Origin of the sequence: Blastococcus sp. HT6-30 (genome assembly GCF_039729015.1) — a bacterium.
GTDB lineage: Bacteria > Actinomycetota > Actinomycetes > Mycobacteriales > Geodermatophilaceae > Blastococcus.
In genome coordinates, this window is the sequence record NZ_CP155792.1 from 2146786 (window position 1) to 2173578 (window position 26793).

Sequence of the window (26793 nt, forward strand, 5' to 3'; positions counted from 1 at the left end):
TCGGGGGAGCCAGCTGCGCTCAGTACCAGCCGGTCGCCCGCGAGTGCGACCACGCGCCGCACGGCGAGCCGTAGCGGTTCTCGATGTAGATCAGCCCGGCGTCGATCTGCCGGTAGCCGTCGGAGGTCTTGGCGATGCCCGTCCCGGCCCACGTCGAGTTGAGGAACTGCGGGATGCCGTACGCGGTGCTGGTCGGGTTCTGCGCGTTGGGGTTCCAGCCGCTCTCCTTGCCCCACAGGCTCTCCAGGCAGCTGAACTCGCCGGCGCTGCCGACCTTGCTCATCGCGTACTGCTTGAACGACCCGGCAGGGGCGGCAGGTGCCGCCGGGGCGCTGGTCGCGCGCGCCGGAGCGGGGACGGCTGCCTGGGCGCGGGCGGCCTCGGCACGAGCCGTCTCCGCGCGCGCGGCTTCGGCGCGGGCGGCCTCGGCGCGGGCGGCCTCGGCGCGGGCGGCCTCGGCGCGGGCGGCCTCGGCGCGGGCGGCCTCGGCGCGGGCGGCCTCCTCGGCCGCGATGCGGGCCGCCTCCTCGGCGGCCCGGCGATCGAGCTCGGCCTGCTCCGCGGCGGCCCGGGCCTCGGCGGCCGCAGCCCGCTCGGCGGCGCGCTCGCTGCGGCTCGCCGCCAGCGGGGCGAGGCTGTCGACGGCGGACTGCACCGTGTCGGCGGCGGGCGCCTCGGCGGTGATCCCGAGCTGCTCGGCGACGCTGACCGACGCCAGCTGCGGCTCGTCCTGCGCGGTCGGCTCGTCGGTGACGACGACGTTGGCGATCAGCCCGCCGGCGGCGACGACGGCCAGCAGCAGCGCCGGACGGCGGACCCGGCCGGCGCTACGCCGTCCGCCCTCGGGCCGGAGGGCGCGGGTGATCGAGGTGGCGCGAAGCTTCATGGGGAGGAACTGCTCCAGGGGCGGGGCACAGCGGGGCAGCGGAGGCTGCACGGACTGCTGCGGGGTGGTCGAGTGGCAGCGGCGGTCGGGTGGTGCGCCCGGGCGCTCAGCGCGGGGAAGGCGCGCGCGAGGCCCCGTACCGGCTGCGGTTCCTTACAGGGTGGGCCCGCAGGGTCACCACGCGGCGGCTCTCCGTTTCTTCCGTCGTGCCGCCTACCGGGTCAGCTGACGGATTCGGGCGGGAAGCGGCCCTACCCGCGCCGCCACGTGCTCGGCGCGCGATTCACCCCAGTGCTGCGGTGGGTCCCCGGCTCGCCCGCAACTCGACGGCAGCGGGCGACTCGGCGGCGCCCGGCGGACCTCCCCGGGTGGGGAGAGAACGAACGGCCGGGCGGGGCCCACGGTAACCAGCGTTATCCGTTCGTGACAATCCCCTGCCGGGAAAAGGAACGTGACGCGACCCTCAGGGCAACCGCCAGACGGTGGTCCGGCGCACCGGTGCGGGCCGGCCTGGCGACGGTTCGGTGTCGGGCACGTCGTAGGCGGCCAGGGACTGCAGCCGGTCCTCCGGGAGGTAGACGCGCCCCGGATCGCCGACCAGCACCTCCACGCCGCGGGCACGTGCGGCCTCCAGGAAGGGCAGCACCCGGTCGGTCATCTCTCGGTCGTAGCAGACGTCGCCGGCCAGGATCACCGCCACGTCCGGCGGTTCGGCGCCCAGCACGTCACCCACCGGCGTGATGCCCGGCGTTCCGTTCCGCTCGGCGTTCACGATCACGGCGGTCAGCGCGAAGGGGTCGACGTCGCTGGCGAGCACGGACGTCGCCCCGGCACGGACCGCCGCCACGGCGACCAGCCCGCTGCCGGCGCCGAGATCCAGCACCGCCCGCCCCGCGACCAGGTCGGGGTGGTCGAGCACGTACCGCGCCAGCGCCTGTCCGCCCGGCCAGGCCGCCGCCCAGAACGGCGGATCGGTGGAGGTGCGCCCCTGCTCGGTCTCCATGGCCTCCCACAGGGCGACGACGTCGGCGGCCACCAGCAGCTCCACCTCGGGCACCAGTTCGGGCCGCACCGCGCGGGTGTGGGCGCGGACGAACTCCGGGGGGACGGGACGGTCGGCCGGCACCGGGGCAGTCAACCGCACCGGCGGGACGACGGCGCAATCGAGGTGCCGTCGCTCAGGCCTGGGGCGCCCACGACGGCAGCTTCCCCGGTCGGCCGGAGACCCAGCGCCTCGTCGACGCCCACCATCCGGGCGTTGCTCCCGGAGTTGCAGGTGCTGATCCGGGGACGCCTCGGGGAACGCTCCCGGAGCGCCGCGACCGGTCAGCTCGTCGGCTTCGCCGGTGCCGCCCGACGGGCGATCAGCCGCCAGTAGCTGCCCGGCACGAGCCGCACGAGCACGTCGGGAACCTTCGCGGTCCAGCCGATCAGCAGCCGCGGACGACGACGCTCGATCGCCGCGACGATCTGCGCGGCGGCGTCCTCCGGCGGCATCCGGAGCAGCGTGGCGAACCGCTTGCGCCCCTCCTCGTACTCCGCCACCGACACGCCCGAGCCGGTCCGGGCGCTCTCGGCGATGCGCGTGCGGACGCCGCCGGGGTGCACCACAGTCACGCCGATGCCGTCCTCGGCCAGCTCGTGCCGCAGCGCCTCGGTGAACCCCCGGACGGCGAACTTGCTGGCCGCGTAGGCGGCCTGGCCGGCCGGGGCGACGATGCCGAAGACGCTGGACACGTTCACCACGTGCGCGCCGGGGTGCGTCTTGAGCACCGGCAGCAGGGCGTGGGTGAGCTGGACGACGGCGCGCACGTTGATCGCCATCACCCACTCGAACTCCTCCAGGGTGACCTGGTCGAAGCGCCCGCCGAGCGCGACCCCGGCGTTGTTGACCAGCAGCGTCGTCTCCGGGTGCTCGGCGACGAGCGTCGCCGCCACCCGGGCGGTCGCCTCGTCGTCGGCGAGGTCGGCTACGTGGGTGGCGATCCGCAGCCCCGGGTGGTCGGCACGGATCCGCCCGGCCACCCCCTCGAGCCGCTCGGCATCGCGGTCCAGCAGCACCAGGTGGCTGCCCCGCCCGGCCAGCTGCGCGGCGAGCGCTTCGCCGATGCCGCTCGCCGCGCCGGTGACGACGGCCGTTCCGCCCGCGAACGCGTAGGGACCCATCACGCCATCGTCCGCTCGGCGACGGCGCCGGCCAGCGCTCGCGGCTGGAAGGTCATGCCCTCGTCCTCCAGGGAGCCGCGGCGCATCAGCGCGACGTCGCGCAGGTAGTTCTGGTGCAGCCGCCAGGGCGCGCGGCCGCCCTGCTTGGGCAGGCCGGCGAGACTGCGCTGCACGTACCCGGCCGCAAGGTCCAGGAACGGCGCGTCGGCCCCCTCCGGCGGGGCGACCGGGGTCGCCGACACGTAGCCGTGCGCGTCCATGTGGTCCAGGAGCCGGACGACGTAGCCGTTGACCAGGTCGGCCTTGAGCGTCCAGGAGGCGTTGGTGTAGCCGATGACCATGGCGAAGTTGGGCACGCCGGAGAGCATCATCCCCTTGTAGGAGACCGTCTCGGGCAGCTCGACGGGCTCTCCGTCCACGGCGAGGGTCATGCCGCCGGCCGGGAGCAGGTTCAGCCCGGTCGCGGTGACCACGACGTCGGCGGCGAGGTGCTCTCCCGATTCCAGCTCGATGCCGTCCTCGGTGAAGGTGCGGATCCGGTCGGTGGCGATCGAGGCCCTCCCCTGCCGCAGGGCGCGGAACAGGTCGCCGTCCGGGACGAGGCAGAGCCGCTGGTCCCACGGGTCGTAGGGCGGGTTGAAGTGCGTGCTGACGGCGAACCCGGCCGGCAGCTGCTTCTCGGTGAGCCGGCGGATCAGCTTCCGGACCATCGCCGGGCGACGGCGGCTGAGCTGGTACAGCGCGGTGCTGGTGAGCACGTTCTTCCAGCGGACGATCGGGTAGGCGGCCCGGGCCGGCAGCTTGGCGCGCAGCCACTGGGCCAGTGGATCCCGGCTCGGCAGCGACATGACGTAGCTCGGCGTGCGCTGCAGCATCGTCACGTGCTCGGCCTGCTCGGCGAGGTTCGGCACGAGGGTGACGGCGGTGGCGCCGCTGCCGATGACCACGACCTTCTTGCCGGTGATGTCGAGGTCCTCGGGCCAGTGCTGCGGGTGCACCAGCTCTCCGCGGAATCGCTCCTCGCCCTCGAAGCGGGGGCGGAAGCCCTCGTCGTAGCGGTAGTAGCCGGAGCAGACCGACAGCCACGAGCAGGTCAGCCGGACCGTCTGCCCCGTGTCGGTGCGCTCGGCGGTGACCGTCCACCGGCTGTTCGGCGTCGACCACTCCGCGGAGAGCACGCGGTGGTGGTACCGGATGTTGTCGGTGACCCCGTACTCGCGCGCCGTCTCCTCGATGTACCGGCGGATGGCGGGTCCGTCGGCGATCGACTTCGCCTCGTCCCACGGGCGGAAGGAGTAGCCGAGGGTGAACATGTCGGAGTCCGACCGGATCCCCGGATAGCGGAACAGGTCCCACGTGCCCCCGAGAGCGGCGCGGGACTCCAGCACCAGATAGCTCGTGCCCGGCCGGTCCTTCTCCAGGTGGCAGGCGGCGCCGATGCCGGAGAGGCCGGCGCCGACGACCAGGACGTCCACGTGCTCGGTTGGCATGCCTGTCTCCGGTTCGCTCGTCCGGCCCGGGCCGGAACTGGGTCTGCGCCGTCGCGGACGGTGCGCGGCGCACGGTATCGACGGCGTGTCGATAGAGTCAACACGACGTCGAGACATGGGCCGGTGCGGCTAGTCTGCGTGCCGTGCCGGCTGCCACGGGTGAGCTCCCCAGCGCCGGGCGCGGCCGGCGGCCCGCCCGGCCCTCCGGCGACGACCGGGAACTGGCGATCCTCTCCACCGCGGAGCGCCTCCTCGCCGAGCGGCCGCTCGCCGCCATCTCGGTCGACGACCTCGCGCGTGGCGCAGGCATCTCCCGGCCCACGTTCTACTTCTACTTCTCCTCCAAGGACGCCGTCCTGCTCGCCCTGCTCGACCGCGTGGTCGCCGAGGCCGACGCCGCGATGCAGCGGGCCTTCGGATCGCCGGCCACCGGTGCGCGGGACGGCTGGGCGCGGGCGATCGGCGCCTACTACGAAACCTTCCGCGCGCACCGGTCGCTCACCGTCGCCTGGGCGCAGGCGCGCTCCACGAACGACGAGGTCCGAGCGCTGTGGTCGGAGGTGTTCGAGCGCTGGGTGCAGCAGTGCGCCGCGGCCGTCGACGCCGAGCGGGCACGCGGGGCCGCACCGCCGGGGCTGCCCTCGCGCGCCCTCGCCGTCGCCCTGACGTCGATGAACGAGCGGGTGCTCTACGCGACGTTCAGCGGGGACGGGCCGGCCGTCCCCGAGGAGCGGGTCGTCGACGTGCTCCTCGGCATCTGGCTCTCGGCGGTCTACGGCGCTGCGGTCCCCGACTGAGCATGCTGAGCAGGGCGCGCAGCGGCGCGGGCGGCCGAGCAGTTCGATCACCGTGCCGTCGGGCGTCCGGCGGAACGACCGGTCGTCGTGGTCCGCCGCACCAGGTGGGCGCGCCGCCGCGGGATCCGGAAGTACAGCGAGGAGTCGGCCAGCAGGCCGGCGTCCGACGCGCAGACCGGCAGCTCGTGGTCGTCGAGGCACTCAACGCCCGGCGGTCGGCCTGGCACGCGCGCCACGGTGCCGACCCGACCGGTGGGCCGCCGACGCGCACGATGCGCCCGTCGGCCAGGCCCATGTACACCCGCCCCGCCCCGTGACCAGGACGCCCTCCGGCCCCTCGCCGACCGGCACCACCGTCGGCCCACCGACGTCGCGCGCGCCGATCCTCCCGCTCCCACTCCGCGGCCGGTCCGGAGGTCAGCGGCAGACTGCCCGCCGGCCCCGGAGGCCGCCGGGATCACTCCCCGACGACGGCGGAGCCGGCCCCGGCGGTCGTGAAGTCGCGGCCGCCGGCGCCGGTGCGGACCACGGTGACCGGGCAGGCCGCGTGGTGCACCAGCTGGTCGCTGACCGAGCCGAGCAGCAGGCCGGAGAACCCGCCGCGGCCACGCGCGCCGACCACCACCAGGTTGGCACCCTCTGCGGCGGCGAGCAGGCCCTGCACCGGCGGCCGGTGGACGACGTGGCAGGTGACCCGCGCGGCGGGGTCCAGCCCGGCCGCGGCGACGTGCGCTGTGAGCTCCTCCAGCACGGCCTGCTCCCAGTCGGGCAGCGGCGGCACGTAGCCGGGCTCCCAGGTGGCGGGGTGCGGTGCGGTGGTCATCGACCAGGCGCGGACCACGTGCACGTCGACGTCGGCCCGGCGGGCCAACCGCGCCGCCCAGCGGAGCGCCTCCTGCGCGCACTTCGAGCCGTCGTGCCCGACCACGACGCCACCCTCGACCTGAACCACCTTACGGACCTCGTCCACTGCTGCCCTCCACGTTGGTGCGCGCCGGCGTGATCACCGACACGGTCAGCCTCTCATCACGCGGCGACGCGCACGTCACCGGCGGCGGACGGCGCACCGTCAGCCCGAGACGGGCTCGGGCCGGCCACCCAGCAGCACGAGCTCGTCGGCCGGCGGGACACCCACGGCCTGCAGCGCCGCACCGATGCGGTCGGTGAGGCACCGCAGGGACTCCCGGGCCTGGTCGCGCTGGCGGCAGAGGTCGTCGACCTCCGCCCTGATCGCGGCGAGCCGGGCGCCCGCGACGTCGTCGGCGGACTCGCGGTCCCGCTGGGCCAGGGCCGCGGCCTGCTCGCGCTCGGCGGCCGCCGCCCGGGCCAGCTCCTCCCTCTCGGCAGCGGCCTCGGCGGCCAGCCGGTCCCGTTCGGCGATGGCCTCAGCGGCGAGGCGGTCGCGCTCCGCCGCCGACTCGGCAGCCGCGCGGTCACGCTCGGCGGCGGCCACCCTGAGCAGCTCGGCGGCCTCGGCCTTCGCCCTCTCCAGCACGGCGGCCCCCTCGGCGCGGTCCCGCTGGGCGTTCACCCGGAGCTGATCGGCGACGTCGATCGCCATCTCCTTGATCTCGTGCGCCTTGCGCAGCCGCGCGTCGGCCTCCAGGCGGGCGTCGGCGAGCACCTGCGCCGCATCCGCCTCGGCCGCGTCGAGCACCTGGGCCGCCTGGTTCTCCGCCAGCCGCAGGACCTCCCCGACCCGGGCGCTGACCACCGGCCGCTCGCGCCCGACGGGCTGCTCGGCCAGCAGGCGGCGGGAGATCTCCAGCTCCGTCCCGCAGGCGACCACGCGGTCGAGCAGGTGCTCCCGCTCGCGGTGCGCGGCCGAGAGCTCCCCCTCGGCCCAGGCGACGTAGTTGTCGACCTCCATCCGGTCGTAGCCGCGCAGCGCACCGCGGAAGGCCGGCCGGTGGTCCAGCAACGTCTCCAGGGCGCCCGCCGGCCGCGGAGCCCGGGCATCGGGCGCGTCCGGCGGCACCTCCTCGTCCTGGACACGATTGGCGACGAACTCGACATGCCGGAGCATCCGGACGGCCCCCCTGGGAAGTAGGTGAGGCGGAATCTGCCAGAGGGCCACCCGGCTCGCGGGCCGCTGTGACGGGTCCGTGACCGTGTCGCCGACACCCCGGCGGTGCCACGCCGGGGCGTACTGGAACGACTACGCGGCGCTGCCGCCGCCTCGCCTCCACCCATCGGGCACCCGGGCATACCGGGCCGGTGCGGCGCGTTCACCCGGCAGAGATACTTGCACTCTCAACCAGATGCGGAGACCGAGATGCAGTTCGGCGTGTTCACCGTCAGCGACATCACCACCGACCCGACGACCGGGCGCACCCCGACCGAGGCGGAGCGGCTGAAGGCGGTGCTGGCCATCGCGCAGAAGGCCGAGGAGGTCGGCCTCGACGTCTTCGCCCTCGGCGAGCACCACAACCCGCCGTTCTTCTCCTCCTCCCCCACCACCACGCTCGCGTGGATCGCGGCGCGGACCCGGACGCTCCAGCTGTCGACGTCGACGACGCTGATCACCACCAACGACCCGGTGAAGATCGCCGAGGACTACGCGATGCTGCAGCACCTGGCCGAGGGCCGGGTCGACCTGATGATGGGCCGCGGGAACACCGGCCCGGTCTACCCCTGGTTCGGGCAGGACATCCGCAACGGCATCGAGCTCGCCGTCGAGAACTACGCGCTGCTGCGCCGGCTGTGGACCGAGGACGTCGTCGACTGGCAGGGCAAGTACCGCACCCCGCTGCAGGGCTTCACCTCGACACCCCGCCCCCTGGACGGCGTTCCGCCGTTCGTGTGGCACGGCTCGATCCGCTCCCCCCAGATCGCCGAGCAGGCCGCGTACTACGGCGACGGCTTCTTCTCCAACCACATCTTCTGGCCGAAGGAGCACACCCAGCGGATGGTCGAGTTCTACCGCCGCCGCTACGAGCACTACGGCCACGGCAGCGCCGACCAGGCGATCGTCGGCCTCGGCGGCCAGGTGTTCATGCGCAGGAACAGCCAGGACGCCGTCGCCGAGTTCCGCCCCTACTTCGACAACGCGCCGGTCTACGGCCACGGCCCCTCGTTGGAGGAGTTCAGCCGGGAGACCCCGCTGACCGTCGGCTCGCCGCAGCAGGTCATCGAGCGGACGCTCGGTTTCCGCGACTACGTCGGCGACTACCAGCGGCAGCTGTTCCTCGTCGACCACGCCGGGCTCCCGCTGAAGACGGTGCTCGAGCAGCTCGACCTGCTGGGCGAGGAGGTCGTCCCGGTGCTGCGGAAGGAGTTCGCCGCCCGTAAGCCGGCGCACGTGCCCGAGGCGCCCACGCACGCCGCGCGGGTCGCGGCGGCCGGCGGCAGCACGGACACGACGGTCCACGCCGGTGGCGACGACGTCACCGGGCGCACCCCTGAGGCGGTGACCCGATGAGCACCCGCACCCTCGCCGTCGTCAGCGCCGGGCTGGGCGTCCCGTCGTCCACCCGGCTGCTGGCCGACCGGCTGACCACGGCCACGGTGGAGGCCCTCCGCGAGCGGGGCGTCACCGCCACGGTCGAGGTGGTCGAGCTGCGGCAGCACGCCCGCGACCTCGCCGACAACCTGGTCACCGGCTTCGCCAACGAGGCGCTGCGGGGCTCGGTGGACACGGTGGTGGGCGCCGACGGCCTGATCGCCGTGACACCGATCTTCTCGGCGTCCTACAGCGGCCTGTTCAAGACCTTCTTCGACGTCCTGGACAAGGAGGCGCTGGCCGGCAAGCCGGTGCTGCTCGGCGCCACCGCCGGCACGGCGCGGCACTCGCTGGCCCTGGAGCACGCCATGCGGCCGCTGTTCGCCTACCTCCGGGCGACGGTCGCCCCGACCGCGGTCTTCGCCGCGTCGGAGGACTGGGCCGGCGGCGAGACCGGCAGCCCGGCTCTCACGGGGCGGGCGCACCGGGCCGCCGGCGAGCTCGCCGACCTGGTGGCCGGACGGCCACCGGCCGCCCCGGCAGACCCGTTCGCCGACCCGGTCGGCTCCTTCGAGGACCTGCTCCGCGGCTCCGGCGCCTGAGGAACGCCCCCTGCCCCGACCGCCGACACGATCGCGACGGGCGCCGGCAGGGGGCCGCTCCGGCCGGAGGCCGAGGGATCAGTCGTCCTCCTGCTCGCCGCCTCCCTCCTCGCCGCCTTCCTGCTCGACGATGCCGCCCTCGTCCACGGCCTCCTCGCCGCCGCCGCAGGCGGTCATGGTGAACGAAGCGGCCGCGATGGCGATCCCGGCTGCGGCCGAGCGCCAGCGGCGGGTGGGCAGGGACGTGCGGTTCATGGTTTCTCCTCCAGGTGGGCCGACCACGGGTCGGAGCGGATGTGCCTTTCGTGCTGTGCCCCGGCCCGCACCGAAGCACGCACATCCGTCCCGACGTCATCGATCGGTCACCCGCACCCGCCGCGCGGCCGGCGCCGGACGGGGTCCTCGTTCAGCCGACGGCGTCCTCCGACGGGGGCGCGGCACCGCCCTCGGACCCCTCGCCGGTCATGAGCGCGACGACGGCGGCCCGGTCGGCCGCCGACGGCAGACCCCAGCCCGGCTCGTACCCGTACACCTCGCGCAGCGGGCGGGACGCCGTCCGGCCGGTGAGCACCTCCACCGAGTCGGTGTCGATCAGGCTCGGGTGCTCGACACCGCACGCCTCGGCCACCTTCAGCAGGTCGCGGCGCAGCGTGCGGATGTAGTTGGCGGCCCGGGCCGACTTCAGCGCCGGGTCCAGCCCGTGCGCCAGCCAGGAGTTCTGCGTGGCCACCCCGGTCGGGCAGGTGTCGGTGTGGCACTTCTGCGCCTGGATGCAGCCGATGGCCAGCATCGCCTCCCGCCCGACGTTCACCATGTCGCAGCCGAGCGCGAAGGCGACCACGGCGTTGTCGGGCAGGCCCAGCTTCCCGGCCCCGATGAAGACCACGTCGTCGGCCAGACCGGCGCGCGCGAACAGCGCGTGGACGCGGGAGAAGCCGAGCTGGAAGGGCAGCGACACCGAGTCGGTGAAGATCAGGGGCGCGGCACCGGTCCCGCCCTCGCCGCCGTCGATGGTCACGAAGTCCACGCCGCGCCCGGTGCTCGACATCAGCTCGGTGAGCTCCTCCCAGAACTCCATGTCGCCGACCGCCGACTTGATGCCCACGGGCAGGCCGGTCTCGGTGGCGAGCAGCTCCACCCAGTCCAGCAGGCTGTCGACGTCGGAGAACTCCGCGTGCCGGGAGGGGCTCACGCAGTCGACGCCCTCGGGAACGCCCCGGGCCGCGGCGATCTCGGCCGAGACCTTCGCCGCCGGCAGCACCCCGCCGAGACCGGGCTTCGCCCCCTGGCTCAGCTTGATCTCCAGCGCGCGTACCGGCGCCCCCGCGACCAGGTCCTTGAGCCGGTCGAGGTCGAACCGCCCGTGCGCGTCACGGCAGCCGAAGTAGGCCGTGCCGATCTGGTAGACCAGCTCCCCGCCGTGCCGGTGGTAGCGGGAGATCCCGCCCTCCCCCGTGTTGTGCAGGCAGCCGGCCAGCGCCGCTCCGCGGTTGAGGGCCTCCACGGCCGCGCCGGACAGCGAGCCGAAGCTCATCGCCGAGATGTTCACGACCGACGGCGGCCGGAAGGCTCCCGCCCGGCCCCGGGCGGCGCCCAGCACCTTCGCGCACGGGAGGTCGACGTCCTGCCCGGCCTGAACGTGGGTGGCCGGGACCGCCCGCCCGAACGTGCGGTGCTTGATCACCGGGTACCCCGCGGTGTACTCGAGGTCGTTGTCGGTGCCGAACCCGAAGTAGTTGTTGTCCCGCTTGCTCGAGGCGTAGACCCAGCGCCGCTGGTCGCGGGTGAACGGCCGCTCCTCGTTGTTCCCCGCGACCAGGTACTGCCGGAGCTCAGGCCCGATCGACTCCAGCAGGTAGCGGGCGTGGCCCACCAGCGGGTAGTTGCGCAGGAGGGTGTGCTCGCGCTGGAGCAGGTCGCGGACGGCGACCCCGGCCAGCGCGGTGAGACCGGCAGCGGCGGCGCGCGGGAGGAGCGGCATGCCTCACTATCGCGCGGCGGGGCCGGCCGCGCAGTCGCTGCCGGCCCCGGCCACAGGAACAGGCTGAGTCACAGGAAGAGGCTCAGCACCAGCGCCAGCAGGAAGCCGATCGTGCCCAGCAGTGTCTCCATCACCGTCCAGGTCTTGAGGGTGGTCTTCTCGTCCATCTGGAAGAACCGGCTGACCAGCCAGAAACCGGAGTCGTTGACGTGCGAGAGCACGGTCGCCCCCCCGGCGATCGCGATGACGATCAGGGCGAGGTCCACCGAGCTGAGCCCCTCGCTGGCCGCCACCACGGGGGCGATCAGGCCGGCCGCGGTCGTCAGCGCCACCGTGGCGGAGCCCTGCGCCACCCGGATCAGGGCGGAGATGACGAAGGCCGCCACGATGACCGGCAGGCCGATGTCCCCGAGGACGTCGGCCAGCGCGGCGCCGATGCCGCTGGCCCGCAGCACGCCGCCGAACATGCCACCGGCACCGGTGATCAGGATGATCGCGCACACCGGCCCCAGTGCGCTGTTGAGCACCGACTCCACCTCGGCACCGCTGTCGCCGCGGCGCCGGCCCAGCACCCACATGGCCAGCAGGACGGTGATCAGCAGCGCGATCGGCGTCGCCCCGATCAGCTGCCCCCAGCGGACGAACGCCGACTCCTCGTCCACGACCCCCTCGGCGGCCAGCGTGGTCAGGCCGGTGTTCAGGAAGATCAGCAGCATCGGGAGCAGCAGCACCGAGATCACGGTCGCGAAGCGCGGCGGTGCGGGGCGGGTCGCCGTCTCCGTGCCGGTCCGCCCGCCGGCGGCGATCCCCGGCGAGCTGCCCTCCACCGACGGGTCCGGGGAGTCGTCGGCCGTCCTCGGCTCGCCGGCCAGGATGTTGGGGACGGGGAGCTCGAACCGGCGCCCCGCCCAGAGGCCGAACAGGTAGCCGCCCAGGAACCAGGTCGGGACGCCGATGAGCAGGCCGAAGACCAGCACGAGGCCGATGTCGGCGCCGATCAGCCCGGCCGCGGCGACCGGCCCCGGGTGCGGCGGCACGAACGCGTGCATGACGGCGAATGCGCCGGCCACGGGCAGCCCGTAGGTGAGCAGCGAGCCACCCAGCCGGCGCGCCACGGTGAACACGATGGGCAGGAAGACGACGAGCCCGGCGTCGAAGAAGATCGGGAACCCGAACAGCAGCGCCGCCACGCCCAGGGCCAGCGGCGCCCGCTGCTCGCCGAAGCGTCTGATCAGGCTGTCGGCGAGCACCTGGGCGCCGCCGCTGTGCTCGAAGAGCCGGCCCAGCATCGCCCCGATGCCCACGAGCAGCGCGACGCTGGCCAGGGTGGAGCCGAAGCCGGTGGTCATGGTGGTGACCACGTCCTCCAGCGGGACCCGCGCCGCCAGCGCCACCGCCAGGCTGACCAGGATGAGAGCCAGGAAGGCGTGCAGCTTCACCTTCATGATCAGGAAGAGGAGGACGCCGACCGCCACCGCGGCGATCAGCAGCAGCGGTCCGGCGCTCAGCGCCGGTTCGGCGTCGGTCATGGCTCCTCCACTGAGGTCAGGTCGGTGGGGTGGGTGCGTCGTCCAGGGCGTCGAGCGTGGTGAAGACGTCGACCAGGGCCTCGGTGGACCGGTCGACCAGGGGGCGCAACCGCCGGTAGACGTCGACGGCATCCGGATCGGGCAGGACCGGCTCGTGCACCGCGACCAGCGAGGTCGCCGCGTCCAGGTCGGGCAGCTCCCCGAGGGCGTGCCAGCCCAGAAGGCAGGCGCCGAGCCCGGTGCCCTCCGGCGACTCGGCGACGCGCACCGGCAGGTCGAGGGTCGCCGCCAGCGTCCGGATCCACAGCGGGGAGGCGACCGCGCCCCCGGTCGCCCGCACCTCCCGCACCGGCACATCGGTGGCGGCGAAGGCGTCGCGCACCAGCGCCAGCTGCTGGCAGACCCCCTCCACGGCGGCCCGGACCAGGTGCGCACGTCCGTGCTCGCGCCGCAGCCCGAGGTAGGCCCCGCGCATCCCCGACCGCCACCAGGGCGCCCGCTCGCCGAGCAGGTAGGGCAGGCAGACCAGGCCGGAGCTGCCCACCGGAACGGCCTCGGCCTCGGCCAGCAGCCGGGCATCGAGGTCGTCGGCCGCCTCCCCCTCCGGCGGCGGTGCGCCGTCGAGGCCTGCGGCCAGCGCCTGCGCGGCCCACCGCACGACCGATCCGCCGTTGTTGATGGCCCCGCCCACGACCCAGGCGTCGTCGGTGAGCGCGTAGCAGAACAGCCGGCGGCCGGGATCGACCGTCGGGGCGGGGACGACGACGCGCATCGCCCCGCTCGTGCCGAGCGAGACCGCGGCGACGTCGGAGCGCACCGCACCGATGCCGAGATTGGCGAGCACCCCGTCGGACGCGCCGATCACGACCCGGAGGCCGGCCGGCAGGCCCGTGGCCGCAGCCACCTCCGGCCGCAGCCCGGGCAGCACAGCCGTCGTCGGGAGCACCTCTCCCAGCTGGCCGGGACGCACGCCGGCGATCTGCATCGCCTCCTCGTCCCAGCGGCCGGCCCGGATGTCGTAGAGCCCGGTCGCCGACGCACTGGAGCGGTCCAGCACGTGCGGCCCGCCGCAGAGGGTGGCGACCACCAGTTCCTTGACCCCGCCCCAGCGCGGGACCCCGGCCAGGCGATCGGCGTCCTGCACCCGCTCCCACGACAGCTTCACCAGCGGCGACATCGCGTGCACGGGGGTGCCGGTCCGGGCGTGCAGCTGCGGCGCCCGGCCGTCGGCCACCAGCGCCTGGGCCCACTGCGCGGCCCGGTCGTCGGCCCAGGTCACCACGGGGCCGAGCGGGCGCCCGTCCCCGTCGAGGGGCACCAGGCCGTGCATCGCGGCGCTGAGGGTGACCGCGACGATGGTGTCGCCGCGCTCCCGGGCGCGGGCGGTGACGTCGGCGAGGGCCTCCACGGCCGCGGACGCAAGGGCTCCGGCGTCCAGCTCGGCCCGGCCCGGTGCGGGCACCAGCAGCGGGTAGGCGACGCTGACGACGTCCCGGACCCGCCCGTCGGACCCCGCCGTGACCGCCTTCGTCGCCGTCGTCCCCGAGTCGAGACCGACCACGACGTCCACGCCCACCCCCTGACCGGCTCGCTCGCTCCAGGCATCCTGCCCGCGAGGAGCAGGTGGCGGCAAGGCGGGAGCGCGGCTCAGCCGGTCGGCCCCTCCCCGCCCAGACGCCGGCGGACGGCGACCATCAACGGCTGGAGGACGACGCCGTCGCGGGCCAACCGGTCCCGCAGCCGGCGCCGGTGCCGGACCACACCGGCCAGCCCGATCGCCCAGAACAGGTACTGGACGGAGAACGCCGCCCGGAAGGCGTCCAGGTCGTAGTCGGTCGAGACGCCCGGCGTGAGCACGTCCAGGACCGCCCCGACGGCGAGGATGGTCAGCAGCGAGGCCACGAACCCGCCGACGTTGACCACGCCGCTCGCGCTGCCCTGCCGCTCCACCGGGTTCTCCGTGCGGGCGTAGTCGAACCCGATCATGGAGCCGGGGCCATTGGTGCCCAGCACCACCACCAGCAGCACGAGCACCGGCAGCGGGGCCCGACCGGGCCACAGCAGCACGACGGTCCACACCGTCGCCGTCGCCGCCAGGATGCTGAAGACCAGCACCGAGCGACGGAGCGGCCACCGGGCGCAGAGCCGGCCGAGCGCGGGGCCCACGCCCATGCCGACCAGCACCAGCAGCGTGAGCAGCCCCGCGGCCGTCCCCGGGGTGAGCCCCTGACCCACCACCAGGAAGGGGTAACCCCACAGCAACGCGAAGACGGTTCCCGAGAACTGGGTGACCAGGTGCGTGTAGAGACCGATCCGGGTTCCCGGCTCGCGCCACGTCTCGACCAGCCCGTGGCGCAGCTGGGCGAGGTCCGGGGCCTGCGGCCGGGTGCTGCCGGCCGGGGCGTCGCGCAGGGCCAGCAGCACCAGCAGGAACACCAGCACACCGGTGGCCGCGGCCCCCAGGAACGTCGCCGTCCAGGAGGTGGCGTGCAGCAGGGTCACCAACGGATAGGCGGCGACGATGGAACCGACCTGGCCGAGGATCCCGGTCAGCTGGGTGATCAGCGGCGCCGCCGAACCGGGGAACCAGAAGGACACCACCCGCAGCACGCTGATGAACGTCATGGCGTCGCCGGCACCGACCAGCACGCGCCCCGCGACGGCCGTGGGCACGCCCCCGGCCAGGGCCAGCACCAACTGTCCGGCCGCCATGGTCAGCGCTCCGGCCAGGATCATCCGGCGCGACCCGAACCGGTCCAGCGCGACGCCCACCGGGACCTGGAGACCCGCGTAGACGGCGAGCTGCAGGACGAGGAACAGCGACACCGCCGCAGCGCCCGCGGAGAACCGCTCCTGCGCCTCGACCGCGGCGACACCCAGCGAGGAGCGGTGGAAGACCGCCACCGCGTAGGCCAGCAGCCCGACGCCCCACATGGCGTAGGCACGCGTCGTGGGGCGCGCGGGAGGCGGCATGTGCACACCCTCTCCTACGTCCGCGCCACCCCGGTCCTTCCGGGAGCGACAGGTGAGTTGCGCCACTGAGCCGTTCCGCCCGGCGGGTGGCCGGCGTCACGGAGGCGAACGAGGACTACTCGGCCGCACGCCGGGGCAGCACCAAGGCAGTTCCCGGACGGGTCGTTGTCGGCCGGTCCGCCACCCGGCCCCGAGACGAGAGGAGCGCCGTCCATGGCGTCCGTCATCCACTACACGATCGCCACCGAGGCCGAGAAGAGCCCCGATTTCCGCCGGGTGCTCTGGACCGGCAGGAACACCCAGCTGGTGATCATGACGATCCCGCCGGGCGGGGAGATCGGCGAGGAGACGCACGAGGACATCGACCAGATCCTCACCTTCGTCAGCGGCATCGGTAAGGCCGTCATCTCCGGCAGCGAGAAGGACGTCGCGCAGGGCGACCTGGTCGTCGTCCCTGCCGGCACGAAGCACAACTTCCTCAACACCGGCGGGAACCCACTGGTGCTCTACACCGTCTACGGCCCGCCCGAGCACGCCGACGGTGCGGTGCACAGGACCAAGGAGGAGGCCGACGAGGCCGAGGAGTCGGGCGAGGACGAGCCGCCGGCGTCCTGACCTCCGCACACCTCCACCGGCCGTGGCCGGGCACCGACGGTGCCCGGCCACGGCCGTTCCCGCCTCCGGACCACCCGCTCGTGCCCGTGTCAGGAGCGGGGACCAGACTCGGCGGTATGAGCGCACCGGCCGCGAACCCGACGACGCGCACCGACGACGGCCGGGCGGTGGCCGAGGAGCTGCGCCGCGCCGGGATCGGCGACGTCGACGACTCCGGGCTGGCCCGGGCCCTCTACTCCTCCGACGCGTCGCTGTACCGCGTCCTGCCGCGCGCGGTGGTCCGCCCGCGCGACGCCGACGAGATCGTCGCCGCCCTGGAGGTCTGCCGGTCGCTGGGGGTTCCGCTGACCCCGCGCGGCGCGGGTACCTCGATCGCGGGCAACGCCGTGGGCGCCGGCGTCGTCCTCGACACCAGCCGGTACCTCTCCCGCGTGCGCGCCGTCGACCCCGGCGCCCGCACCGCCACGGTGGACCCCGGCGTGGTCCAGGCCGCGCTGCAGACGGCCGCTCGCCCGCACGGCCTGCGCTTCGGCCCCGACCCCAGCACCCACAACCGCTGCACGGTCGGCGGGATGATCGGCAACAACGCCTGCGGCTCCCGGGCACTGGGCTACGGCCGCACCTCCGACAACGTCGTCGCCCTCGACGTGGTCACCGGCACCGGCGAGCGCCTGACCGTCGGCCCGGGCACTCCGCCGCGGAACGGCGTCCTCGCCGACCTGCACCGCCTGGTCGCCGGTGAGCTCGCGACGATCCGCACCGAGTTCGGCCGCTTCGGCCGGCAGGTGTCGGGTTACTCGCTGGAGCACCTGCTGCCCGAGCGCGGATTCGACGTCGCCCGGGCGCTCGTCGGCAGTGAGGGCAGCCTGGCCGTGGTCCTCGGTGCGACGGTGCGGCTGGTCACCGACGCCCCGGTCCGCGGGCTGGTGGTGCTCGGCTACCCCACGATGGCCGACGCCGCCGACGCCACACCCGGCCTGCTGCCCCACGAGCCCACGGCGGTCGAGGGCCTGGACGAGCGGATCGTGCAGCGGCTGCGGGACGTGCCGGCGGCCGTGGTCCCCGACCTGCCGCGCGGCGCGGGCTGGCTGATCGTCGAGCTGACCGGGAACAGCGTCGCCGAGGTCGAGTCGAAGGCGCGCGGCGTGCTCGCCGACGCCGGCGCCGTCGACTCGATGGTGGTCACCGACCCGACGCACGCCGCGGCGATCTGGCGGATCCGGGAGGACGGCGCCGGGCTGGCCAACCGCACCTCCGACGGCCGGCCGGCGCACGCCGGGTGGGAGGACGCCGCCGTGCCGGTGCAGCGGCTCGGCGACTACCTCCGCGGGTTCGAGGCCCTGCTCGACGACCACGGGCTGCAGGGCGTGCCCTACGGGCACTTCGGCGACGGCTGCCTGCACGTGCGCATCGACTTCCCCTTCGGCCACGGCTCGCCCGCCCACCCGGACGACGGGGGCCGCAGCGCCTACCGGTCGTTCGTCGAGGACGCCGCCCGGCTCGTCGCCGGCTACGGCGGGTCGCTGTCCGGCGAGCACGGCGACGGCCGGGCCCGCAGCGCGCTGCTGCCGCACATGTACTCCCCCGCCGCGCTCTCGCTGTTCGAGCAGGTGAAGGCGGTCTTCGACCCGGACGACCTGCTCAACCCCGGTGTGGTCGTGCGCCCGGTGCCGGTCGAGGACGACGTGCGGATGACGGTCGCCCCGCGGCTGACCGAGGGCCTGGCGCTGGCCTACCGGCACGACGGCGGGGACTTCTCCACGGCCGTGCACCGCTGCACCGGCGTCGGCAAGTGCCGGGCCGACCTGCAGTCCTCCGGCGGGGTCATGTGCCCCTCGTGGCCCGCGACGCGGGAGGAGAAGGACACCACCCGCGGCCGCGCCCGGGTGCTGCAGGAGATGCTCGCGCCCGGCGGCCCGGTGCGCGACTGGCGGTCGCCGGAGGTGCACGCGGCGCTGGACCTCTGCCTGTCGTGCAAGGGCTGCTCGTCGGACTGCCCCACCGGCGTCGACATGGCCTCCTACAAGGCAGAGGTGCTGCACCAGTCCTACCGGCGGCGGCTGCGGCCCCGCGCGCACTACACGCTGGGCCGGCTGCCCTTCTGGTCGGACCTGGTCGCCCTGGCCCCGCGCCTGGTCAACGCGATGCTCGGCTCCGCGCTCGTGGGCCCGCTGGCCAAGTGGGGTGCGGGCATCGACCAGCGCCGCTCGGTGCCGACGTTCGCGCCGCGCACCTTCCGGCAGCTGTGGGCCGACCGGCCTGAGGCAGGCGACGGGCCGCGGGTCGCCCTGTGGGTCGACTCGTTCACCGACCACTTCGCCCCGGAGGTCGCGGTCGCCACCGCGCGGGTGCTCACCGCGGCCGGCTACCGCGTCGAGGTGCCCGGCGCCGACACCTGCTGCGGGCTGACCTGGATCACCACCGGGCAGCTCGACAAGGGGAAGCGCATCCTCGGCGACACGGTGCGTGCGCTGGCACCGCTGGCGGCCGCGGGCGTGCCGGTCGTCGGCATCGAGCCCTCCTGCACCGCCGTGCTGCGGAGCGAGGCGCTGGAGCTGGTCGGCGGGCCGGAGGCCGAGCAGGTGGCCGCCGCCACCCGCACCCTCGCCGAGCTGCTCCGCGACACCCCGGGCTGGACCCCGCCGTCGCTGGCGGGCACGGAGATCGTCGCGCAGCCGCACTGCCACCACGCCTCCGTGCTCGGCTGGTCGGCCGACGCGCAGCTGCTCGAGCGAGCCGGCGCGACGGTGACCCGGCTGGGCGGCTGCTGCGGGCTCGCCGGCAACTGGGGCGTCGAGCGCGGGCACCACGACGTCTCGGTGGCCGTGGCCGAGCAGCAGCTGCTGCCCGCCGTGCGCGACCTCCCCGACGACGCGGTCGTGCTCGCCGACGGGTTCTCCTGCCGCACGCAGCTGGACCAGCTGGCCGGCCGGCGCGGCCGGCACCTCGCGGAGCTGCTGGCGGACCGGCTGGGCTGAGCGCCGGTCTGCGACGATGCCGGACGTGGAGCTCGAGGAGACCCTGCTGCCCGGTGTCGGCGTCCGCTACCAGATGAGGACCCGGTCGGGTCAGGTGCTGGGCATCGTGGTGCAGCGGGAGGGCGGAGCCGAGATCGCGGTGTTCGACCGGCGCGATCCCGACCGGGCGCGGGAGACGTTCCGGCTCGACCCGGAGGAGGTCGACGCCCTGTCCGAGGTGCTGGGCGCACCCCGGCTGACCCAGCGGTTCGCCGACCTGTCCCGGGAGGTGCCCGGGCTCGAGTCCGCCCGGATCTCCATCCGGCCGGGCTCGCCGTTCGCCGGCCGGACCCTGGGCGACACCCGCGCCCGCACGCTGACCGGTTGCTCGGTGGTCGCCATCGTCCGCGGCGCCGACGTGGTCCCCTCCCCCTCGCCCGGTGACCCGTTGTTCGCCGGCGACGTGCTGGTGGCCATCGGCTCGGCGGCCGGGCTGGAGCAGCTGGACCGGCGGCTCGCGGGTCAGGAGTAGCCCGCGGTGGACCACGTCGCCGCCCTGCTGCTCGAGCTGGGGCTGCTCTTCCTCGGCCTCTCGGCGCTCGGGCTGCTGGCCCGACGGCTGGGCCTCTCCCCCATCCCGTTCGTCCTGCTGGCCGCGCTGGCCCTCGGCGAGGGCGGCCTGGTGCCGGTGGAGAACGCCGCACCGTTCCTGGAGGCGGCCGCGGAGATCGGCGTCGTCCTGCTGCTGCTCACCCTGGGCCTGGAGTTCTCCGCCACCGAGTTGTTCGCGTCGTTCCGCCGGCACGCGCCCTCGGGACTGGTCGACCTGGTGCTCAACGGTCCGCCGGGCTTCGTCGCCGGGCTGCTCCTGGGGCTGCCCTGGCAGGGGGCGCTCGCGCTGGGCGGGGTCACCTACATCTCGTCGTCGGGCATCATCGCGCGGCTGCTCGGGGACCTGGGGCGGCTGACCAACCGGGAGACCCCGGCCGTGCTCTCGGTGCTGGTGCTCGAGGACCTCGCGATGGCGCTCTTCCTGCCCCTGCTCGTGGTGGCTCTCGCCGGTCAGGGCCCGATGTCCGCGGTGGCCGGCGTGGGGCTCGCCGTGGGGGCGGTGCTCCTGGTGCTCCTGGCCGCGCAGCGGCACGGCCACCGGCTGGGCCGGCTGCTCAGCCACGACGACGACGAGCAGGTGATGCTCCGGCTGGTCGGGCTGACCCTGCTGGTCGCCGGCGCCGCGCAGGCGATGGGCGCCTCGGCGGCGGTCGGGGCGTTCCTCGTCGGGCTGGCGCTGCCGGCGTCCTTCGCCGAGCGCGCCCGGGTGATCCTCGGCCCGCTGCGCGACTTGTTCGCCGCCACCTTCTTCGTCGCCTTCGGCCTGGCCACCGATCCGGGGGCGATCCTCCCGGTGCTGCCCGCCGCGCTGGCCCTGGCCGCGGTCACCACCGTCACGAAGATCGGCACCGGCTGGTTCGCCGCGGCCCGGGACGGGGTCGCCGTCCCGGGCCGGCTGCGCGCCGGCACCGCACTGGTGGCCCGCGGTGAGTTCTCGATCGTGATCGCCGGGTTGGCGGTCACCGCCGGGCTCCCGGCCGTCGGCCCCGTCGCGACCGGGTACGTGCTCGTGCTCGCGGTGACCGGGCCGGTGCTCACCCGCTTCGTGGAGCCGCTGTCCGACCGACTGGTACGCGCCCCGGCCGCCGCGTGAGCGGTCAGGCCGCGGCGTCGCCCCGCCGGGCGCGGGCCGCGGCCAGCACGTACGGGGCGAGCACCCCGGCGATGCGCGCGTAGCCGGCCGAGGACGGGTGGAACCGGTCGGGTGAGAACAGCGCCGGGTCGGCCGAGAAGGCGCGCGCGACCTCGGCGGCCACCGGCGCCACCGTGGCACCGCCGGTGGTCGCCACCTGCGACTGCCGCCGCTGGAGCACCGCGCAGGCGCCCCGGACCAGCGCCCGCAGTGCCGGCGGCACGAACGGCACCATCGACATGTCCGGCGCCGGAACCACCACGACATCGGTGCCCGCGGCCCGCAGAGCGGTCACCGCGGCCGAGAGCGCGGTCGCGGCCTGCTCGGCCGGCACGAACCGGGCGAGGTCGTTGGCGCCGACGACCACGACGGCGAGGTCGGCGGACAGGGGCAGGGCGCGGCGCACCTGGTCGGCCAGCCCGGCCGAGACGGCGCCGGGGACGGCGAGCACGTGCAGGTCGACGTCGAACCCGTCGTCGGTCAGCGCCCGGGCCAGCCGCGGGCCGAGGGCGTCGGCGGGGCGGGCGGCACCGGTGCCGAAGGCGAGGGAGTCACCGAGGAGGAGCAGGCGGAGGGCGGAGAAAGCCACGTCAGGGGGAACGACGTGACCCCCTCCGGTATGCCTCTCCCACCGCGTCCACACGAGGCGGCGGACCGACCGGTCAGCGGCCTCGCCACACCGGCGGGCGGCGTTCGGCGAATGCGGTCGACCCCTCCCGGGCGTCCTCCGAGCCGAACACCGGGCGGACGATCTGCTCCTGGCGCTCCCACGCCTCCTCCACCGGCCAGGATGGCGCCGACAGCACGACCTGCTTGGTCGCGGCGACCGCCAGCGGGCCGTTGGCGGCGATCACCTCGGCGAGGGCGACCGCTGCCTCCACCGCCGCTCCGTCGTCGACCACCCGGTTGACCAGGCCCACCGCCGCCGCGCGCTCGGCGTCCACCGGGTCCCCCGTCAGGAGCAGCTCCAGGGCGATCGCGCGTGGCACCCGCTGCGGCAGGAGCAGCGCCGCCCCGCCGGCCGCGACCAGCGAGCGCTTCACCTCCGGCACCCCGAACCGGGCCCCGCGGCCGGCCACCACGAGGTCGCAGGCGAGGACCAGCTCGAAGCCGCCGGCCAGCGCCCAGCCCTCGACGGCGGCGACCAGGGGCTTGTGCGGCGGCGTGCGGGTGATGCCGCACAGACCCCGGCCCTCGATCGACGGGCTCTCGCCGCGGAGGAAGGCCTTGAGGTCCATTCCGGACGAGAAGGTGCCACCGGCCCCGGTGAGCACGCCCGCCCGCAGGTCGCCGTCGGCGTCGAGCTCGTCCACCGCGGCGGCGACCGCCCGGGCGACGCCGCCGTCGAGGGCGTTGCGCGCGGACGGCCGGTTGATCGTGATCACCTGGACGGCGCCGCGGCGCTCCACCAGGACCTTGTCGTCGTCGTCGACCATGACGCCTCCTCGGGCGGGCAGAGATGGCGCAGGGCCGGGCAGCCGGAACGGCTGCCCGGCCCTGCGGGAACAACCCCGCGCCAGGGTCCCACCCCGAGCGAGCGGGGGACGCGGGGGTCCTGCTCTAGGCCTTCGGGCCGCCGGCGGCGTAGACCACCTGGCCGGAGACGAAGCCGGCACCCTCGCTGACGAAGAACGACACGAGGTGCGCGATGTCCTCGGGCTGGCCGACGCGGGCCACCGGGATCATCGACGCCGCGCCCTTGATGAAGTCGTCGAAGGGCACGCCCATGCGGTCGGCGGTCGCCTTGGTCATCTCCGTCTGGATGAACCCGGGGGCGATGGCGTTGGCGGTGACGCCGAACTTGCCCAGCTCGATGGCGAGGGTCTTGGTGAAGCCCTGCAGACCCGCCTTCGCCGTCGAGTAGTTCGCCTGGCCGCGGTTGCCCAGCGCCGAGGTGCTGGACAGGTTGACGATCCGGCCCCACTTCTGGTCGATCATGTGCTTCTGCGCCGCGCGGGTCATGAGGAACGCGCCCCGCAGGTGCACGTTCATGACGATGTCCCAGTCGGAGTCGGACATCTTGAACAGCATGTTGTCCCGGAGCACACCGGCGTTGTTGACCAGGACGGTCGGCGGGCCCAGCTCGGCGGCGATCCGCTCGACGGCGGCCTCCACCTGAGCGGAGTCGCTCACGTCGGCGCCGACGGCGAGCGCCCGGCCGCCGGCGGACTCGATGGCCTCGACGGTGGCCTTGGCCTGCCCCTCGTCCAGATCCAGGACGGCGACGGCGAAGCCGTCGGCCGCCAGGCGCTGGGCGGTCGCCGCGCCGATGCCGCGGGCTGCGCCGGTCACGATGGCCACGCGGGACGCGCCCGTGGTGCCTGCCTCGCTCATGAGAGTTCCCTTCGTCTCGGATGCCTGCGGTCACCGGGGCGGAGGCCCCGGCGCGCGGCGAGCTGCGCCCGACACGTTACGGCCGCCGGTCGAGGCCCCGGCCACATGGTCCGGCGCCGACGGGAGGCGGCGCGGTCAGGAACTGCCGCGGACGACGTCGACCCGGTCGAACCCCTCGGCGGTGGACGGGGGCACGAAGCGTGCCCGGGTGCCGAGCAGCCCGGCCAGGGGCACCTTCGCCCGGCCCTCGCGCGCGGCGTTGCGGGTCAGGCAGACCTCGAGCGGGGTGTCGATCCAGACCGCGCGCACCGGTACCCCTGCCTTCCGGGCCAGCGCGATCAGCGGCGCGCGCTCGTCCGGCGAGGGGTTGGTGTTGTCCACGACGACGTCGCGCCCCTCCGCCAGGAGGTCGGCGACCACCCGCAGCTGCCGGGCCTCGCGGCGCCGCGCGTTGGGCCAGTGGTCCTTGCTCACCACGGTGTGGGTGCCGGCCAGGGTGCGGGCGGTCCAGGTGCTCTTCCCGCTGCCCTGCAACCCGGCCAGGACGACCAGCTCCGGCCCGCTCAGACCTGGCTCGCCGGGCTCGTGGCCTGCTCGGACTGCGCGCGCAGCGGGTCGCCCCCGGCCGGCTGCCCGGCCTCCCCGGCCTCCCCGGCTTCCGCGGTTTCCGCGGCGGCCGAGCGGCGGTGCGGGTGGTGGTGCAGCCTGCGCATGGACGCCAGCGTCGCCCGGCGGGCGGCCATCCGCCGGCGCGCCCGCATGGTGCGGGGCGCTCGCGGTTCCTCGCGCAGCAGCGCGTCCAGCCAGTGGCTCCGCGGGTCGACGTCGACCAGGAGCGCCTTGACCAGCAGGGTGAGCGGGATGGCCAGCAGCGCCCCGAGCGCGCCGAGGACCCAGCCCCAGAACAGCAGCGCAATGAAGGTGACGGTCATGGACAGGCCCACGGAGTCGCCGACGAATCGCGGCTGGATGAGCGTCTGCACCACGAAGTTCAGCAGCGAGTAGACGACGATGATCGCGATCAGCTCGCCCCAGCCGCCGGAGAGCAGGCCGAGCACGGCGGGGGGCGCGACGCCCAGCAGGAAACCGATGTTGGGCACGTAGTTGGTGATGAAGGCGAGCAGCCCCCACAGCGGCGCGGCCGGGACGTCCAGCCAGGCCAGGGCGATGGTGTCGCCGACCGCGACGATCGCGCCGAAGACGGTGCTGACCAGCAGGTAGCTCCGGGTTCCGCGGGTGAAGAGGGTCATCGCCACCGGCAGGTGCGGGCGCTCGGCGCCGATGAGCGCCATCCGGCGGCCGAAGCCGCTGCTCTCGATCGCCATGAAGACCAGTGCCGACAGCAGGAGCAGCAGCGTGGTGGCCGCGTCGGTGAGCCGGCTGAGCAGGTCGGTGGCCAGGCCGACCAGCGAGCCGTAGTCGATCTGCTGGACGAGGTCGGACAACTGACCGGAGACGATGCCCCGGCTGTTCAGGTCGGCGACGACGTCGTTGATCAGGATCTCGGCGCGTCCGGTGTAGTCGGGCAGCAGCGCGGCGAACTGGGCGACGGAGGCGACCAGCAGCGCGACGAAGGCGAGCAGCACCGCCCACACGAGCAGCAGCAGAACCGTGGTGGCCAGCCAGCCGGGCGTACCGATCCGGCGCAGCCAGCCCTGCACCGGGGCCAGCGCGACGACGACGACGAGGGCCAGGAACACCGGCGCCACGAGCCAGGCGACGGCCTGCAGCCCGGCGATGGCGATGGTGGCGGCGGCCGCCCCGCCGACCAGCAGCAGCCAGCGCGGCAGCCCGCTGGACGGCGCCTGCACCAGCGGCTCACCGCCGTCAGCGGCGGTGGGCAGGTCGGCGGCGCGCTCGGCGGCGGCCGGGTCCGCGGCCTGCTGCTCCGCCCGGACGAGCGGCAGCCGCCCCGTCGCCGGCGAGTCCCGCCGTCCCGCCATGCCCTCCCCCTCGGTCCCGCCTGGTCCGACCACGCCGCCGCGGCGCGCCGGTCAGCCGCGGGCGTCCAGCATCGCGGTCATGGCCGGCAGGTCGAAGAACGCCGCGGTCGCCCGGGCGCTCGGGTTCCCGCCGTCGGGATCGGCGCCGCCGTCCAGCAGCCGCCGGACGGTCTCCGCCGACTGCTTGAAGACCGCCGCGGCGAGCGGCGTCTGGCCCCGGTCGTTGGCGCGACCGTGGTCCGCGCCCCGCTCGAGCAGCGCGGCCACCGTGCCGGCGTGCCCGTGGTAGGCGGCCAGGATGAGCAGGGTGTCACCCTTGTCGTTGGTGAGGTTGACCGGTACCCCGGCGTCGACGTACGCCGCGAGCTCCTCGGTGTGCCCACCGCGGGCCAGATCGAAGACCCGCCCGGCGAGTTCGATGACTCCGGGATCGATCGGCTGGCCGCTCACGGCACCAGCGTAGGAGACCGCTGCTCCGCCGGCCCGGGAGCACGGCACCGTTCCGCCACGTGCGCGGCGGTGCCCGTCGACGGACCCCAGGCCCGGCCGGACGGCTCATCCACCGGACCGGTCGCCGCCGACGCGGTCGGTGAGCGCGAACACGTGCTCCCAGGCGTCGCGGCAGGCGTCGGCCCAGTCGCCGAAGGAGCGATCGAAGAACGAGTGCGGCGCCCCGTCGTAGACGACGGCGTCCACCTCCGCACCCGCCGCCCGCATCCGTCCGGCCAGGGCCAGCTGGTCCTCCACCGGCGTCGCGGTGTCGGCGCCGGCGATCAGCATGACCGTGGGCAGTGCGGCGCGGTCGGCGGCGTCCCCCACCAGGGCGGGCCGGCCGTAGAAGCCGGCGCAGCCGGCGAGGTCGATCCCGCCGCCGGCCAGCCGCCACGCGTGGCTGCCACCGAAGCAGAAGCCGACGACCACCACCGGCAGCGCGGCGCCGGCCCGTTCGCGGAGGTGCGCGACGGCCGCGGTGACGTCGGCGTCGACGCCCTCCGGGGTGGTGCGCGGGATGTGCGCCTGCCAGTCGAAGTCCTCCGCCCGGACCCCGTCCGCGCAGATCCCGGCGGTCCGGCCGAACCAGTCGATCGCCACTGCGGCCACGCCGGCTTCCGCGAACCGCTCGGCGAGGGCGACGTAGTACGGGTGCAGCCCGCGGATGTCGGGGAGGACCACCACGCCCGCGCGCGGGTTGCCCTCGGGCAGAGCGGTGGCGGCCGAGAAGGCGGTGCCGTCGGCCGCGGTGAGCGTGGTGCTGGTGCGCTCGCGCACCGGCCCGCTGCGCGGCGGGGCGGGCGGGCGGCTGTCGTGGGCGTGGCACATGCGCGCGATCCGGC

The 26793-nt window shown here is 74.9% G+C and carries 26 protein-coding genes and 1 riboswitch; of the genes, 7 read left to right on the forward strand and 19 right to left on the reverse strand.

Annotation, left to right across the window (positions count from 1 at the left end; genetic code table 11):
- Window positions 1–19: 19 nt before the first annotated feature.
- The 4 genes from ABC795_RS10390 to ABC795_RS10405 all read right to left on the reverse strand — a co-directional run bounded on the left by ABC795_RS10390 (window position 20) and on the right by ABC795_RS10405 (window position 4542).
- Window positions 20–886, reverse strand: a complete 867-nt coding sequence (locus tag ABC795_RS10390) for a transglycosylase SLT domain-containing protein (RefSeq protein ID WP_347057105.1) — start codon at window positions 884–886, stop codon at window positions 20–22.
- Window positions 887–1080: 194 nt separating this feature from the next.
- Window positions 1081–1225, reverse strand: a riboswitch (cyclic di-AMP (ydaO/yuaA leader).
- 124 nt (window positions 1226–1349) lie between these two features.
- Window positions 1350–2012: a 50S ribosomal protein L11 methyltransferase gene (locus tag ABC795_RS10395; RefSeq protein ID WP_347057106.1), complete on the reverse strand. Its 663-nt coding sequence runs from the start codon at window positions 2010–2012 to the stop codon at window positions 1350–1352.
- A 200-nt stretch (window positions 2013–2212) separates the two neighbouring features.
- Complete coding sequence (locus ABC795_RS10400) at window positions 2213–3052, reverse strand: SDR family NAD(P)-dependent oxidoreductase (RefSeq protein ID WP_347057107.1); 840 nt, start codon at window positions 3050–3052, stop codon at window positions 2213–2215.
- On the reverse strand, window positions 3052–4542 hold the full coding sequence (locus ABC795_RS10405) for an NAD(P)/FAD-dependent oxidoreductase (RefSeq protein ID WP_347057108.1): 1491 nt from the start codon (window positions 4540–4542) through the stop codon (window positions 3052–3054). Before ABC795_RS10405 ends, ABC795_RS10400 begins: the two co-directional genes overlap by 1 nt.
- A gap of 143 nt (window positions 4543–4685) precedes the next feature.
- On the opposite strand from ABC795_RS10405, the gene ABC795_RS10410 reads away from it, so the two are divergent.
- Window positions 4686–5339, forward strand: coding sequence for a TetR/AcrR family transcriptional regulator (locus ABC795_RS10410; RefSeq protein WP_347057109.1), 654 nt, complete (start codon window positions 4686–4688; stop codon window positions 5337–5339).
- 47 nt (window positions 5340–5386) lie between these two features.
- On the opposite strand, the gene ABC795_RS10415 is transcribed toward ABC795_RS10410, so the two are convergent.
- From ABC795_RS10415 to ABC795_RS10425, 3 genes are all read right to left on the reverse strand, one after another.
- The gene (locus tag ABC795_RS10415) at window positions 5387–5566 is read right to left on the reverse strand and encodes a hypothetical protein (RefSeq protein WP_347057110.1); all 180 of its coding nucleotides are present in this window, start codon (window positions 5564–5566) and stop codon (window positions 5387–5389) included.
- A 230-nt stretch (window positions 5567–5796) separates the two neighbouring features.
- Window positions 5797–6309, reverse strand: a complete 513-nt coding sequence (locus ABC795_RS10420; RefSeq protein ID WP_347057111.1) for a universal stress protein — start codon at window positions 6307–6309, stop codon at window positions 5797–5799.
- 99 nt (window positions 6310–6408) lie between these two features.
- Complete coding sequence (locus ABC795_RS10425; protein ID WP_347057112.1) at window positions 6409–7365, reverse strand: hypothetical protein; 957 nt, start codon at window positions 7363–7365, stop codon at window positions 6409–6411.
- Window positions 7366–7614: 249 nt separating this feature from the next.
- On the opposite strand from ABC795_RS10425, the gene ABC795_RS10430 reads away from it, so the two are divergent.
- Together ABC795_RS10430 and ABC795_RS10435 are read left to right on the forward strand one after the other, a co-directional pair.
- A complete protein-coding gene (locus ABC795_RS10430; protein ID WP_347057113.1) occupies window positions 7615–8760 on the forward strand; it encodes an LLM class flavin-dependent oxidoreductase in 1146 nt (381 codons plus the stop codon).
- Window positions 8757–9383 carry an FMN reductase gene (locus tag ABC795_RS10435; protein WP_347057114.1) on the forward strand — a complete coding sequence of 209 codons (627 nt, stop codon included), beginning with the start codon at window positions 8757–8759 and terminating at the stop codon, window positions 9381–9383. The genes ABC795_RS10430 and ABC795_RS10435 overlap by 4 nt, the downstream gene beginning before the upstream one ends.
- A gap of 78 nt (window positions 9384–9461) precedes the next feature.
- Here the strand turns inward: ABC795_RS10435 and ABC795_RS10440 are convergent, their stop codons facing one another.
- The 5 genes from ABC795_RS10440 to ABC795_RS10460 form a co-directional block, all read right to left on the reverse strand.
- Window positions 9462–9638, reverse strand: a complete 177-nt coding sequence (locus ABC795_RS10440) for a hypothetical protein (RefSeq protein ID WP_347057115.1) — start codon at window positions 9636–9638, stop codon at window positions 9462–9464.
- A gap of 151 nt (window positions 9639–9789) precedes the next feature.
- Window positions 9790–11364, reverse strand: a complete 1575-nt coding sequence (locus ABC795_RS10445; RefSeq protein WP_347057116.1) for an FMN-binding glutamate synthase family protein — start codon at window positions 11362–11364, stop codon at window positions 9790–9792.
- A gap of 68 nt (window positions 11365–11432) precedes the next feature.
- Window positions 11433–12893 carry a gluconate:H+ symporter gene (locus tag ABC795_RS10450; RefSeq protein WP_347057117.1) on the reverse strand — a complete coding sequence of 487 codons (1461 nt, stop codon included), beginning with the start codon at window positions 12891–12893 and terminating at the stop codon, window positions 11433–11435.
- 16 nt (window positions 12894–12909) lie between these two features.
- Window positions 12910–14463 carry a gluconokinase gene (locus ABC795_RS10455; protein ID WP_347057118.1) on the reverse strand — a complete coding sequence of 518 codons (1554 nt, stop codon included), beginning with the start codon at window positions 14461–14463 and terminating at the stop codon, window positions 12910–12912.
- A 77-nt stretch (window positions 14464–14540) separates the two neighbouring features.
- Window positions 14541–15866 (reverse strand): MFS transporter, encoded by a 1326-nt coding sequence (locus tag ABC795_RS10460; protein WP_347057119.1) that lies wholly within the window; start codon window positions 15864–15866, stop codon window positions 14541–14543.
- 213 nt (window positions 15867–16079) lie between these two features.
- On the opposite strand from ABC795_RS10460, the gene ABC795_RS10465 reads away from it, so the two are divergent.
- From ABC795_RS10465 to ABC795_RS10480, 4 genes are all read left to right on the forward strand, one after another.
- Complete coding sequence (locus ABC795_RS10465) at window positions 16080–16481, forward strand: cupin domain-containing protein (protein ID WP_347057120.1); 402 nt, start codon at window positions 16080–16082, stop codon at window positions 16479–16481.
- A gap of 116 nt (window positions 16482–16597) precedes the next feature.
- Entirely contained in the window at window positions 16598–19459 is a 2862-nt protein-coding gene (locus tag ABC795_RS10470) for an FAD-binding and (Fe-S)-binding domain-containing protein (RefSeq protein WP_347057121.1), read from the forward strand.
- 25 nt (window positions 19460–19484) lie between these two features.
- Entirely contained in the window at window positions 19485–19970 is a 486-nt protein-coding gene (locus ABC795_RS10475; RefSeq protein ID WP_347057122.1) for a cation:proton antiporter regulatory subunit, read from the forward strand.
- A gap of 6 nt (window positions 19971–19976) precedes the next feature.
- Window positions 19977–21143: a cation:proton antiporter gene (locus tag ABC795_RS10480; protein WP_347057123.1), complete on the forward strand. Its 1167-nt coding sequence runs from the start codon at window positions 19977–19979 to the stop codon at window positions 21141–21143.
- 4 nt (window positions 21144–21147) lie between these two features.
- Here ABC795_RS10480 and ABC795_RS10485 read toward each other — a convergent pair whose 3' ends face one another.
- The 7 genes from ABC795_RS10485 to ABC795_RS10515 all read right to left on the reverse strand — a co-directional run bounded on the left by ABC795_RS10485 (window position 21148) and on the right by ABC795_RS10515 (window position 26779).
- The gene (locus ABC795_RS10485; RefSeq protein ID WP_347057124.1) at window positions 21148–21771 is read right to left on the reverse strand and encodes an SGNH/GDSL hydrolase family protein; all 624 of its coding nucleotides are present in this window, start codon (window positions 21769–21771) and stop codon (window positions 21148–21150) included.
- 73 nt (window positions 21772–21844) lie between these two features.
- Window positions 21845–22618, reverse strand: a complete 774-nt coding sequence (locus tag ABC795_RS10490; RefSeq protein ID WP_347057125.1) for a crotonase/enoyl-CoA hydratase family protein — start codon at window positions 22616–22618, stop codon at window positions 21845–21847.
- 124 nt (window positions 22619–22742) lie between these two features.
- Window positions 22743–23516: a 3-oxoacyl-ACP reductase FabG gene (gene fabG, locus ABC795_RS10495; protein WP_347057126.1), complete on the reverse strand. Its 774-nt coding sequence runs from the start codon at window positions 23514–23516 to the stop codon at window positions 22743–22745.
- A 135-nt stretch (window positions 23517–23651) separates the two neighbouring features.
- Entirely contained in the window at window positions 23652–24083 is a 432-nt protein-coding gene (locus tag ABC795_RS10500) for an ATP-binding protein (RefSeq protein WP_347060711.1), read from the reverse strand.
- The gene (locus tag ABC795_RS10505) at window positions 24080–25459 is read right to left on the reverse strand and encodes an AI-2E family transporter (RefSeq protein ID WP_347057127.1); all 1380 of its coding nucleotides are present in this window, start codon (window positions 25457–25459) and stop codon (window positions 24080–24082) included. Before ABC795_RS10505 ends, ABC795_RS10500 begins: the two co-directional genes overlap by 4 nt.
- Before the next feature lie 51 nt (window positions 25460–25510).
- Window positions 25511–25909: an ankyrin repeat domain-containing protein gene (locus ABC795_RS10510; RefSeq protein ID WP_347057128.1), complete on the reverse strand. Its 399-nt coding sequence runs from the start codon at window positions 25907–25909 to the stop codon at window positions 25511–25513.
- A 105-nt stretch (window positions 25910–26014) separates the two neighbouring features.
- Complete coding sequence (locus ABC795_RS10515) at window positions 26015–26779, reverse strand: dienelactone hydrolase family protein (RefSeq protein ID WP_347057129.1); 765 nt, start codon at window positions 26777–26779, stop codon at window positions 26015–26017.
- Between the last annotated feature and the right edge of the window lie 14 nt (window positions 26780–26793).